The sequence below is a fragment of the Bradyrhizobium sp. 27S5 genome (genome assembly GCF_037217225.1).
GTDB classification, from domain to species: Bacteria; Pseudomonadota; Alphaproteobacteria; order Rhizobiales; family Xanthobacteraceae; genus Bradyrhizobium; species Bradyrhizobium septentrionale.
In genome coordinates this window covers 8,831,018-8,843,257 of record NZ_CP147714.1, presented here as the reverse complement: position 1 = coordinate 8,843,257, position 12,240 = coordinate 8,831,018, and the positions used below count along the sequence as shown (strand labels likewise).

The 12,240-nt window shown below is 66.0% G+C and carries 9 protein-coding genes; 3 read left to right on the top strand and 6 right to left on the bottom strand.

All coding sequences use genetic code 11. The annotated features are described in order from the left end of the window. The first annotated feature begins 172 nt into the window (after positions 1-172). Together WDM24_RS41510 and WDM24_RS41505 are read left to right on the top strand one after the other, a co-directional pair. Positions 173-1,600, top strand: a complete 1,428-nt coding sequence (locus tag WDM24_RS41510; RefSeq protein WP_338829819.1) for a serine hydrolase — start codon at positions 173-175, stop codon at positions 1,598-1,600. Between the two features lie 226 nt (positions 1,601-1,826). Continuing rightward, complete coding sequence (locus tag WDM24_RS41505) at positions 1,827-2,117, top strand: DUF1330 domain-containing protein (RefSeq protein ID WP_338694346.1); 291 nt, start codon at positions 1,827-1,829, stop codon at positions 2,115-2,117. Positions 2,118-2,802: 685 nt separating this feature from the next. Here the strand turns inward: WDM24_RS41505 and WDM24_RS41500 are convergent. Continuing rightward, entirely contained in the window at positions 2,803-4,173 is a 1,371-nt protein-coding gene (locus WDM24_RS41500; protein WP_338829817.1) for an MmgE/PrpD family protein, read from the bottom strand. A 147-nt stretch (positions 4,174-4,320) separates the two neighbouring features. Between WDM24_RS41500 and WDM24_RS41495 the strand changes: the two genes are divergently transcribed. Continuing rightward, a complete protein-coding gene (locus tag WDM24_RS41495) occupies positions 4,321-5,460 on the top strand; it encodes an FUSC family protein (RefSeq protein WP_166300905.1) in 1,140 nt (379 codons plus the stop codon). A 7-nt stretch (positions 5,461-5,467) separates the two neighbouring features. On the opposite strand, the gene WDM24_RS41490 is transcribed toward WDM24_RS41495, so the two are convergent. From WDM24_RS41490 to gyrB, 5 genes are all read right to left on the bottom strand, one after another. Further along, positions 5,468-6,124: a 2-hydroxychromene-2-carboxylate isomerase gene (locus tag WDM24_RS41490; RefSeq protein WP_338829816.1), complete on the bottom strand. Its 657-nt coding sequence runs from the start codon at positions 6,122-6,124 to the stop codon at positions 5,468-5,470. Positions 6,125-6,127: 3 nt separating this feature from the next. Next, a complete protein-coding gene (locus WDM24_RS41485) occupies positions 6,128-6,601 on the bottom strand; it encodes a DUF2867 domain-containing protein (RefSeq protein ID WP_338829815.1) in 474 nt (157 codons plus the stop codon). A gap of 10 nt (positions 6,602-6,611) precedes the next feature. Then, a complete protein-coding gene (locus WDM24_RS41480; RefSeq protein WP_338829813.1) occupies positions 6,612-8,009 on the bottom strand; it encodes an MATE family efflux transporter in 1,398 nt (465 codons plus the stop codon). 150 nt (positions 8,010-8,159) lie between these two features. Then, on the bottom strand, positions 8,160-9,452 hold the full coding sequence (murA, locus tag WDM24_RS41475; RefSeq protein WP_338829812.1) for a UDP-N-acetylglucosamine 1-carboxyvinyltransferase: 1,293 nt from the start codon (positions 9,450-9,452) through the stop codon (positions 8,160-8,162). A gap of 186 nt (positions 9,453-9,638) precedes the next feature. After that, a complete protein-coding gene (gene gyrB / locus WDM24_RS41470; protein ID WP_166300920.1) occupies positions 9,639-12,074 on the bottom strand; it encodes a DNA topoisomerase (ATP-hydrolyzing) subunit B in 2,436 nt (811 codons plus the stop codon). Positions 12,075-12,240: the final 166 nt, after the last annotated feature.

Below are 12,240 nucleotides of genomic sequence, written 5' to 3'. Positions count from 1 at the left end.
GGGAGAAGGGAAGAGGGGACTTGTTACGCAGCCTATTGTAATCACGCGATAATTCCAGAATCGGCGAGCGGCCCCAACTTGTCGGCCAGCCCGATTCCAAATCCGGCGAGCGCTCTGGTGCCCCCTGCGGCCTATCCCGGCCACGCCCATCGCGTCATTGCCGGAGGATCCCGTGACCCGTCGAAAGCTCTTTCTTGTTCTCGCCGCCACCACCGCTTTCGGTGCGTTGGCGCTGTCTGCCGCCCGCGCCCGCGATGTGCCTAGGGTCGCGACCGGTTTTGTTGCGAACATCGTCTGCTCGGAGACCTTCGTCAGCGGGCTCGACCCGAAGCGAAACCTGGCCGAGACCACGGACGCGATGCCGGGAACCAGCCTGATCACCTGGGCGATGGACACCGAGGTCGACCTTGATCGCAAGGACGTCACCGTGACGCTGTTCGGGCTTGGCCGCAGCCACGCAGTCTATCGCGAGGGGCTCGGCTGCACGCTCGACCACGGCGCGGTGCTCGCCGATGGCCCGCTGCCGCCGTCGAGGCCGCAGGCCGCGTTGCTGCCCGAGATCGCCGGTCCCGCGATCGTTGCACCACAGACCCCGCAGCTTGCGGCCGCGCTGGATCGCGCCTTTGCGGAACCGGCCGAGCCGCCGTTCCGCCGCACCCGCGCGGTCGTCGTCATGAAGGATGGCCGCATCGTCGCCGAGCGCTATGCCGACGGCATCGGCATCGACACGCCGCTGCTCGGCTTCTCCGCAACCAAATCGGTGATCTCGGCCCTGATCGGAATTCTGGTGCGCGACGGCAAGCTTGCGGTCGACCAGCCGGTGCCGATCGCCGCCTGGCAGGATCCGAAGGATCCGCGCCACGCGATCACGGTCGATCAGCTCCTGCGCCACACCGCGGGCCTCGCGCTCGGCAGCTCGCTGCAGGCCTCGCTGGCCTCCGCGCTCGAGCCGGTCAACCGGATGAAGTTTATGGAGCCGGACATGGCCGCGTACGCCGAGAGCATTCCGCTCGAGACGGCGCCGGGCAAGGCGTGGAATTACCACGACGGCAATTTCATCATCCTCTCGCATCTGATCCGCAACGCGGCCGGTGGCCACGCCGCCGATGTGATACGGTTCGCGCGGGCTGAATTGTTCGGTCCGCTCGGCATGCGCAATGTCGTGATGCAGTTCGATGCTGTGGGCACGCCGGAAGGATCGGGCGCGATGATGGCGAGCGCACGCGACTGGGCGCGTCTCGGCCAGCTCTATCTCAATGACGGTGTCGTCGGGGGAAAACGCATCCTGCCCGAAGGCTGGGTGAAGTATTCGGCCGCGCCGACGGCGAATGCCTGGGTCGGCATCGGCGCGGGCTTCTGGACCAATCTCGGCGACAGCTTTGGCGCCAATTATCGTGTCGCGCACGGCATGCCGCGCGACGCCTTCTTCGCCAAGGGCACGATCGGGCAGTATGTCGTGATCGTGCCGTCGCAGCGGCTCGTCATCGTCCGCCTCGGCCGCTCGCCGAACATGCCGCCCGCGGCGGACGGCGTGTTCGACCTGGTCCGTGACGTCGTCACAGCGACGTCCACCAGCGCGCGGCTCGCGGGCGGCAATTGACTAGAGCGTTTTCCAGCGAAGTGGATACCCGTTCGCGTGAAGAAAACGCGTCAAAACAAGAATCTAGAGCTCCGTTCCGATTCCATCGGAACGGAAATAGCTCTAGCACGTCACACACCCGCGCGATCGTGATTTGAATCTCTGCGTGAGGAATTTTCTGATGCCGCGGCGCATCTCGCACCAGATGCGCCGCAGTTCCCTCAGATTGCCTCAGCCGGAGACCATCATGCCGAAAGCCTACTGGATCGTGCACGTCACGGTTCACGACGAAGCCCGCTATCCCGAATATCTCGCTGCCGCGATGCCGGTGTTCGCGAAATACGGCGCCAACTTCATCGTGCGCAACGGTCCCTATGAGCTGATGGAAGGCGCGACCCGCCAGCGCAACTTCGTCATCGAGTTCAAGGATCGCGCTACCGCGATGGAATGCTACACCTGCCCCGAATATCAGGCCGCGAAAGCGATCCGGCAGAAATATTCGGATGGGGATTTTGTGATCATCGATGGCGCGGAGTAGGCGAGCCTCAGGGGGAGGGAACCCTTCCATCTGTGGCTCCCTTACGCGCTCAATCACTGAGTTGCCCGGCGGGTCAAGCCAGGACGGTAAAAATATTTCGCTTTATCAGAAATATAACTCAGTGTATGGTTTGCCCGTCTCACCCGATCGAGGGGCGCTTCGCGGTCGTCACGAACGCGGTGTGGGATGCGGTGGACGCTGAGATCACGACGGACGAAGCGTGATTGAGGCGGACGGTGAAGTCGTGTGGTCCTGACGCCCTAGCGGCCGGTGTCCCCTTGCGAAACGCGAATGCGTTTCTGCGAAGGCGGTGACAAACAAGCCCAGTCTCGCCGGGGAGAGCACGAAATAAGCCGTAACCCATCGCGCAGGGAAAGCCGGATTGCTCCGGTTACACCTGTGGTCCTACCCCCGTGCTTTCTACCTTTGCACGGGGCCCATGGGTGCGATCGGCACCCGGCTTTCCCTGCGCCCTCTGCGAGAGGAGAGCGGAACGAAAGAGCAAAGCTCGGACGATTCATGTCGCGAGAACGCGAAGCTGTGTCCCCACCCACACTGTCATCGCCCGGCTCGACCGGGCGATCCAGTACGCCGCGGCCTCTCGGTTCAAGCACCTCTGTCTCTGGAACACTGGATCACCCGCATGCGCGGGTGATGACACCGCCTGGATGGCGCGAGCGCAGCCCTACTGCCGCCCCAGCTGCGTCGCCTTCTCCACGCGGTCGAACCGCTCCAGCGTCAGGATCGCGTCGGCGAGCTGGTCGGCGCGCTTGTCGAGCACCGGGCGGGCCAGCGTCAGGAATTTCTGCTGCATCGCCTGCGCATCGGGGAACGAGGTCGGCTCACCCGACGGATCGGCATAGAGGCGCTCATGCACGCCGTCGTCGGTGGTGATCGAGACGCGGGCGCCGAACGGGTGGGTGCGCCCGACCTCGAGGCGGTCGTCCTGCACCACGTCGAACTTGTCGGCGAGCGCGTCGATCGCCGCATCACCGAGCCGGTTGTAATCGTCCCAGCCGAAATGGCCCTGGTCGAGCGCGATCGCGCCGGTGAAGAACATCGAGAACTGGCCGCCGACCACCGAGGTCGGGTGGCGCTTGGTGGCGGCGTCGCCGGTCAGCGTGATGCCGTTGCGGTGCAGGCCGATCTCGACCTTCTTGATCTGGTCCGGGGTCAGATTGTGCTCGCGCCGCATCGCGATCAGCGCGTCGATCGCGGCATGGGTGTAGCGGCAGCTCGGATACGGTTTTACGCCGATCTTCAGCGTCTCGTAGGTGTGGCCCAGGCCCGCCACCGCCTTGTCCGGATGCGCATTGTCGCTGTAGCCGACCAGCAGGCCGTGCTTGCCCTCGACGGCCTCGCTCGAGCCGACGAAGTCGTTGCGCGCAAGCGTCGCGGCGATCACGCCGTTCATCGCGGCGGCGCCGACCTGGTAGCGCTTGTTCCAGGCGCCGTTGACCAGGAACTGCAACGAGCCCGCGGCCTGGCTGCCGGAGACGCCGAAGGCGGAGATGATCTGCTCCTTCGACAGGGCGAACAGCTTCGCCGCCGCCGCCGCGGCGCCATAGGTGCCGGCGGTCGCGGTCGGGTGGAAGCCGCGGGCGTAATGCGAGGTCGGGTCGAGCGCGTTGCCGAGCCGGCAGCACACTTCATAGCCGGCGACGATCGCGGTCAGCACGTCGCGGCCGGAGGCGCCGACCATCTCGCCGACCGCAAACGCAGCGGGCACCACCGGCGCGCTCGGATGCAGCGAGGAATCGGCGTGGGTGTCGTCGAAGTCGAGCGAATGGCCGAGCGCGCCGTTGAGCAGCGCCGCGACCGCCGGCGTCCAGGTCTTGGTGTCGCCGAACACGGTGGCCTCGCCCTTGCCGTCGAGCGCCAGCGCCTCCAGCATCTTCATCAGCGAGGGCGTCGATTCCGCGTCGCGGCGGGCGCGGATCGCGCTGCCCAGGAAGTCCAGCGTCAAAACCTTGGCGCGCTCCAGCACCTCCGGCGGGATGTCGCCATATTTCAGGTCGGCGATGTAGGCGGCGAGCGTTGCGGTTTCGTGGGCCATCGTGTTTCCTCAATTTTGCGGCGCAGGGTAGGCGGACGGGTTTGGCCTTTCAAGCCACCTTGCCGCCGCGGGCAGCAGCCATGCTCCAACTCGCCTGGCTTCAAATCATGTAACACGGGCCTTTCCATTGATTGCGGATCAGGGTGCATGAGGACCTTCGCAAAACGCATGTACGACCAGCTTTGGACCCGCAAGACGCAGCTGGCGCTGGCGGTCCGGATCGCGTCCGCGGGCGTCGCGGCCTATACCATCGCGCTGGCGCTGAACCTGATGCTGCCGCTATGGGCGGTGCTGACCTCGCTGATCGTGACGCAAATGAGCGTCGGTCGTTCGCTGAAGGCGACCCGCGACTACATGCTCGGCACCATTGGCGGCGCGATCTATGGTGGCGCGATCGCGGTCCTGATCCCGCATTCCGGCGAGGGCAGCCTGCTGGCGCTGCTGGTATTGGCGATCGTGCCGCTCGCCTTCATCGCCGCACTCAATCCCAGCCTGAACTCGGCGACGGTGACGGCGGTGATCGTGCTGCTGCTGCCGACGATGCATCACTCCAACCCGCTGGATTCGGCGATCGACCGCGTCCTCGAGGTCACGGTCGGCGCGCTCACCGGGCTGGCGATCTCGTTCCTGGTGCTGCCGTCGCGTGCGGTCAGCCAGATCAGGGTCAATGCGTCAAAGCTGCTGGAACTGCTCTCGGCGGCGTTCGCCGAATTGCTCGCCGGCCTGACCCGCGGTCTCGACAACGACGCGCTGCACCGGATCCAGGACGGCATCGGCACCGCGGTGACCAATCTGCACGCGACCGGCCTCGAGGCCGAGCGCGAGCGCTCCATGCATCTGTCGTCGGGGCCGGATACCGGGCCGCTGCTGCGCACGATCCAGCGGCTGCGACATGACGTGGTGATGATCGGGCGGGCCTGCGTGGTGCCGCTGCCGGCCGATATCCAGGCCAGGCTGGCGCGGCCGCTCGCCGACGTCAGCAAGGCGATCGTCACCTATATGGTCGCGGTCGCGACCGCCTTGCGCGCCGGCAGCGGCCCGGCCGACATGGCGCCGGTCGACGACGCGCTGCACGCCTACACCGAGGAGGTTGGCGCGGTCCGCAGGGACGGCCTGATCCGCGGCCTGCCGGTCGACGCCGCCGAACGCTTCTACGCGCTCGGCTTCTCGCTCGAGCAGATGCGACAGAACCTCAACGACCTCAAGCGCTGTCACGGCAATTGGTGCACGAACGAGGAGGCTTCCGAGAAGATCGTCGCTGATACACCGGAGAAGAGCGCGGCATGATCGCGGACTACGCCGTGCGGCGCGTCAGGCCCTTGCTCTCCATGCGCCAGATCAGGAGGTCGATACGGTCCTGACCGAAGAACGGTTCGTCGGCGAATACGAAGGTCGGCACGCCCCAATGGCCGGACGCTGCGTGCGCGTCCTCGTTGCCCTTGATGACCTGCTCGTAGCGATCGGGATCGGCCACGATGGCCGCGTCCATCGCGGCGAGATCGAAGCCGGCGGCGGTCGCGGCCACAGCCAGGTGATCGCCCTCGTTCCAGCCCTTCACCGAGCCGTCCCACAGCACCCGGCTGATGGCGGCGGTAAAGTCAAGCGAGCGTCCCTCGAGCTGGGCTGCGGCGCCGAGCCGGGTCAGGCGGTGGATGTAGGGCTGATGTTCGGCGACGTCGAGCGTCGTCATGTCCTGCACGATCGGGTCCGGGCGCGGAAAGCGGAACGGGATGTTCTCGTGCTTGGCGACCCGGCTGGAATCGAGCACGACATAGCGGGCGAAGCGCGGATCGGTCCTCTTGAAGAAGCCGGGCACCCGCACCGCGAGCGGATAGACCGGCCGCAAATTCACCGCGACGTCATAGTCGGTGACCATCTGCAGCGTCTTCGGCAGCGCCAGATAGCTGTACGGGCTGCGAAACGAGAAGAACAGGTCGACCGACAGGGTCATGCGCTAGCCTCCGGCCTTGCGCAGCATCGCCGGCACGATCAGGCGGTGGAACGGCAGGATCACCGCGAGATAGGCGCGCCCGATCCTGTTGTGGGTGAGCACCAGCGTGGTCGCGGTGATGCAGCGCGCGGGTCCTTCGGGCGCGACGTCGACGACGAGCCGGAAGTCGAGATGCTTGTCGTTGAAGCCCGCGACCAGCCGCTCCGGCGTTTCGCTGACCACCGGGAATATCCCGATCATGTCGCGCACTACGCCGTCGGCTGCGCCCGAGGTCTTCAGGCCGAGCGGCGCGACCAGGAGATTGCGCAAGGCGACCAGCCATTCGATCCAGCGCGGCTGCCGCGCCACCATGGCCTCAGCGGCGTGCCGGGCATCGAGATCGCGACGCGTGGTCGCGATCCTGAACGCATCGATGAACTGCGCGCCGGCGAGCAGCGCGGCGGGATCCACGTTCGGCGTGACCTCGTCAACCTTCATCGGGCAACCTTCATCCAACCAGTCTGCGTGCCAGCAGGCGGAAACGCAAGATCAGGAGGGTCGCATAGACAGCAGTCCCGAGCGACAGCCCGATCCAGACGCCGGCGGCGTCGAGCTTCGCCCAGAAGGCAAGCGCGGAGGCCGATGCGAATCCCACCAGCCAATAGCTGATGACGGCGAACAGCAGCGGCACCTGGGTGTCGTTCATGCCGCGCAGCGCGCCGGCGGTGGTGGTCTGCACACCGTCGGCAATGAAGAAGGTGGCGCCGATCAGGAGCAGCGCCGCGGTGAGCTGCGCGGTGGCGTCGGAGGCCTCGCCGAGAAACAGCGCCGCGATCTCGAAGCGGGCCAGGATCACCGCGAGCGTCATGACGCTCATGAACACGCCGGCGAGCGCGACCGCGACAAAGCCGGCGCGTTGCACCGCCTCGGTGTCGCGGCGGCCGACGGCCTGGCCGACCCGCACCGTGGCGGCCATGCTGACGCCGAACGGCACCATGAACAGGATCGCCGCGATCTGCAGCGCGATCTGGTGTGCGGCCAGCGCCGTGGTGCTGATCAGCCCCATCAACAGGCCGGCCGCACCGAACAGGCCGTACTCCAGCAGGAAGGCGATCGAGATCGGCGCGCCGACCGCGACCAGCTTGCCCATCAACGGCCAGTCGATGCGCCAGACGCGGCTGAAGACGTGGTACCTGCGGAACGGGCGGCGGCGCGCCGCGAACCACACGCCGGCGAGGAAGGTGGCGAGATTGACGATCGTGGTCGCAAGTCCGGCGCCGAACATGCCGAGCTCGGGCATGCCCCATTTGCCGTAGAGCAAAAGGTAGACCATCAGCGCGTTGGCCGGGATCGCGGCGAGCGTGATCCACAGCACCGGCTCGGGCCGGTTCACCGCGCTCATGAAGCCGCGGAGCGCGATGAACCACAGCGCCGGCAGGATGCCCCAGGCCAGCCCGAACAGATATTGCTGCGCCAGATGCGCGGTGCCCGGGCTCTGGCCGAGCGCGAGCAGGATGCGCTCGCCCTGGAACGGCAGCGCCATCAGCGGCAGCACCATGAAGAAGGCGGCCCACAGCCCGACCCGCAGCGCGCGCCGCATCACGCGCGGGTTGCGCGCGCCGAACGCCTGCGCCGCCAGCGGCGAGACCGCCGACATCATGCCCATGCCGATGGTGAAACTGACGAAGTACACGGTGTGCGCCAGCGCCGCGGCGGCGACGTTCTCGCTGCCGAGCCGGCCGATGAAGGCGAGATCGGTCGTCATCATCGCGATCTGCCCGAGCTGCGTCAGCGCAAGCGGCACCGCGAGCTTCAGCGTTTCCGCGAGCTCGGCCGTGAGCAGCTTGCGAGAGGGGACGACGGCCGCGCGCGACGCGGCCGGGTCGATCTTGTCGATGCAGGTCATGATGGCACGCCTAGCACGGCAAACCGGCCAGAAGGATGGCCAAGCTGCCCAGACGCGACGATCTCACGCAGAGGTCGTCGTGCCCTGAGTTATTGGTTGAGCATGATCCGACGGGAAAGCCGCTTCACGGGCTTCCGGATCATGCCCGGATCACGATCGTGCCGGGATCCGCTTGATCCTGGCGCCGAGCGCGTTGAGCCGCTCCTCGATCCGCTCATAACCGCGCTCGATCTGGTCGGCGTTGTTGATGGTGGAGGTGCCCTCGGCGCAAACCGCGGCAAGCAGCATCGCCATGCCGGCGCGGATGTCGGGCGAGCTCATCGGCGCGCCGCGCAGCCGGCTGGGGCCGGCGACGATCGCGCGATGCGGGTCGCACAATACGATGCGGCCGCCCATCGCGATCAGATTGTCGACGAAGAACATCCGCGACTCGAACATCTTCTCGTGCATCAGGATGACACCGTCGCACTGCGTCGCGGTGACGATCGCGATCGACATCAGGTCGGCCGGGAACGCCGGCCAGGGCTGGTCCTCGAGCTTCGGCACATGGCCGCCGAAATCATCCTGGATCTTCATGGTCTGGTTCGACGGCACGACGAGGTCGTCGCCCTCGACGCCGCAGACGATGCCGAGCCGCTCAAAGCCCATCCGGATCGAGCGCAGATGCTCGACACCGGCGCGCGCGATGCGCAGCGGCGAGCGGGTCACCGCGGCAAGCCCGATCAGCGAGCCGACCTCGATATGGTCGGGCTGGATCGCGTAGGTCGTGCCGCCGAGCGTCGCCGACCCGTGCACGGTGATGGTGTTGGTGCCGATGCCTTCGATCTTGGCGCCGAGCGCGACCAGGAAATTCGCGAGGTCCTGCACATGCGGCTCGGAGGCCGCGTTGCGCAGATAGGTGGTGCCGCGGGCGGCGACGGCGGCGACCAGCGCGTTCTCCGTCGCGGTGACGCTGGGCTCGTCGAGGAACACGTCGGCGCCCTTCAGCCGCGGGGCGCGGAATTCGAGCCGGTGCGTCGCGGTCACGGTGGCTCCGAGCTGCTCGAAGGCCAGGAAGTGCGTGTCGAGCCGGCGGCGGCCGATCACGTCGCCGCCGGGCGGTGGCAGTGCGACCTCACCGCAACGGGCGAGCAGTGGACCCGCGAGCAGGATCGAGGCGCGGATGCGCGCGCACAGCGCCGGGTCGAGATCGGCGGCGCGGATCTCCTTGGCATGGATCTGCAGCGTGTTGCGCTCGGTCCATTCGGCGGCGGCGCCGACCGAACGGCACAGCTCGACCAGCGTTTCGGTATCGCGGATGCGCGGCACGTTGGTCAGCGTGACCGGATGCTCGGTCAACAGCGCCGCGGCGATGATCGGCAGCGCGGAGTTCTTGTTACCCGACGGCTCAATGGTGCCCGAAAGGCGGCGGCCGCCTTCGACGATGTATTGGATCGGCGGCACGCGGAATGTCCCCTAACGCATCATGCAGACTTGGATTCGGACTCGGCCATTCAAAATTCCACAACGGAATCAATGGCGGTTCGGCACCGTAACACAGTTTCCGATGCAGCATCCACCCGAAAGGTAGCCGTGCGACAGCGCCGATCGCGCCGTCACGGATGCGTCATTTGGTCGGGGCGCAGGCCTTTAGATGTCGATGGTGGCGCTGAGCGAATTGTCCTGGATGAACTCGCGGCGCGGTTCGACCACGTCGCCCATCAGCTTGGTGAAGATGTCGTCGGCCTCGTCGACTTCCTTGATCTTCACCTGCAGCAGCGAGCGCGCCTCTTTGTCCAGCGTGGTCTCCCAGAGCTGCTCTGGATTCATTTCGCCAAGGCCTTTGTAGCGCTGCAGCGAGACGCCTTTGCGGGCGGCATCGGTCACGGCCTCGAACAGGTCGATCGGGCCGTGGATGATTTGCTCGATATCCTTGCGCCGGAGCTTGCCCGCCCGCACGTAAATCTCTTGCAGCCTGGTCGCATATTCGTCGAGCTTGCGTGCATCCGCCGAGCCGAGAAAGGCGTCGTCGATCACGGCCACTTCCTTGACGCCGCGCACGGTGCGCTCGAACTGGAAGCCCTGGCCTTCGGTGAAGGTGCCGACCCAGCCGCGCTCCACTTCGTCGGCAACTGCGTCGAGCCGCTTGGCGATGTAATCAGCCGCGGAGTTGGCGGTCTCGATATCGCCGGTGATCCTGGGGGTCAGCACGCCCGCGATTGCGGCCTGCTCGATCACCGCGCGATTGTAGCGGCTGTGCAGGTTGCGCAGCACCGAGCGGATCACCCTTGCGTCCTCGACCAGCGATCGCAAATCGCGGCCCGAGCGGTCGTCGCCGGAGGCCGGCTTGAACACGCATTCGTCGAGCCCGGTCGCGATCAGATAATCCTCCAGCGCGCGCTCGTCCTTCAGATATTGCTCGGACTTGCCGCGCGAGACCTTATAGAGCGGCGGCTGGGCGATATAGAGATAGCCGCCATCGATGATCGAGCGCATCTGGCGATAGAAGAAAGTCAGCAGCAGCGTGCGGATATGGGCGCCGTCGACGTCGGCGTCGGTCATCACGATGATCTTGTGATAGCGCAGCTTGTCGACCGAGAAATCGTCGCTGATGCCGGTGCCGAGCGCGGTGATCAGCGTGCCGATCTGCTCGGACGACAGCATCTTGTCGGGACGCACGCGCTCGACATTGAGGATCTTGCCGCGCAGCGGCAGCACCGCCTGGAATTCGCGGTTGCGGCCCTGCTTGGCGCTGCCGCCGGCCGAATCGCCCTCGACGATGAACAATTCGGATTTGGCCGGATCCTTCTCCTGGCAGTCGGCGAGCTTGCCGGGCAGCGAGGAGACGCTGAGCGGGCTCTTGCGCGTCAGCTCGCGGGCTTTTCGCGCAGCCTCGCGGGCCGCGGCGGCCTGGATCACCTTGCCGACGATTTCCTTGGCTTCCTTCGGATTCTCCTCGAACCAGGCGGCAAGCGCCTCGTTCAGGACGTTCTCGACCACCGGTCGAACCTCCGAGGACACCAGCTTGTCCTTGGTCTGCGACGAGAATTTCGGATCGGGCACCTTCACCGACAGCACCGCGGTGAGGCCTTCGCGGCAATCGTCGCCGGTCAGCGCGATCTTTTCCTTCTTCGCGTTGGCCTCGGCATAGCCGTTGACTTGGCGCGTCAGCGCGCCGCGGAAGCCGGCCAGATGGGTGCCGCCGTCGCGCTGCGGGATGTTGTTGGTGAAGCACAGCACGTTCTCGTGGTAGCTGTCGTTCCACCACAGCGCGGCTTCGACGCCGATGCCGTTGGCTTCCGAGCGCACCATGATCGGCGCCGGCACGATCGCCTTCTTGTTGCGGTCGAGATATTTGACGAATTCCTCGACGCCGCCGGAATAGTGCATCTCCTCGCGCTTCTCGACCGCGTGACGCATGTCGGAGAGCACGATGTTGACGCCGGAATTGAGGAAGGCGAGCTCGCGCAGCCGGTGCTCGAGCGTCGCGAAATCATATTCGATGTTCTTGAAGGTCTCGGGGGAGGCGAGGAAAGTGACCTCGGTGCCGCGCTTGCCCGGGGCATCGCCGACCACCTTGAGGGGCGCCACGGCATCACCGTGGGCGAATTCGATGTAGTGCTCCTTGTCGTCGCGCCAGATCCGCAAGCCCAGCTTGCTGGAGAGCGCGTTGACCACGGAGACGCCGACGCCGTGCAGTCCGCCGGACACCTTGTAGGAATTCTGGTCGAATTTGCCGCCGGCATGGAGCTGGGTCATGATGACCTCGGCCGCCGAGACGCCCTCGCCCTTGTGGATGTCGACCGGAATGCCGCGGCCATCGTCGTATACGGTGACGGAATTGTCGGCGTTGAGAGTGACCAGGACGCGGCTGGCATGGCCCGCGAGTGCTTCGTCGATCGCGTTGTCGACGACCTCGTAGACCATGTGGTGCAGGCCGGACCCGTCGTCGGTATCGCCGATATACATGCCGGGCCGCTTGCGGACGGCGTCGAGGCCCTTCAGCACCCGGATCGATTCCGCGCCGTATTCGGCCGGAATGGGATGCTCAGATTCGGCAGGGGTCTGCCGGGCAGGTTCTGTCATGTGAGGCCTTCGAGGATGTCCCGAATCAGCGGCGCAATATGGGGCGCTGATCATGCTATTTGTGCCATGAAAGAGGAGTTGCGCCTAGCGCAAAGTCTCTGTCCACAAACTATTGAATAGATGGGATTTTTTAGGCCTTTTTCAAGGTCTTCAAAGGCCGATTCCG

Bases quoted from the DNA above. Each gene is read 5' to 3' on its own strand.
- WDM24_RS41505 (WP_338694346.1), top strand. From the start codon at position 1,827: ATGCCGAAAGCCTACTGGATCGTGCACGTCACGGTTCACGACGAAGCC.
- WDM24_RS41500 (WP_338829817.1), bottom strand. From the start codon at position 4,173: ATGGCCCACGAAACCGCAACGCTCGCCGCCTACATCGCCGACCTGAAA.
- WDM24_RS41495 (WP_166300905.1), top strand. From the start codon at position 4,321: ATGAGGACCTTCGCAAAACGCATGTACGACCAGCTTTGGACCCGCAAG.
- WDM24_RS41490 (WP_338829816.1), bottom strand. From the start codon at position 6,124: ATGACCCTGTCGGTCGACCTGTTCTTCTCGTTTCGCAGCCCGTACAGC.
- WDM24_RS41485 (WP_338829815.1), bottom strand. From the start codon at position 6,601: ATGAAGGTTGACGAGGTCACGCCGAACGTGGATCCCGCCGCGCTGCTC.
- WDM24_RS41480 (WP_338829813.1), bottom strand. From the start codon at position 8,009: ATGACCTGCATCGACAAGATCGACCCGGCCGCGTCGCGCGCGGCCGTC.
- gyrB (WP_166300920.1), bottom strand. From the start codon at position 12,074: ATGACAGAACCTGCCCGGCAGACCCCTGCCGAATCTGAGCATCCCATT.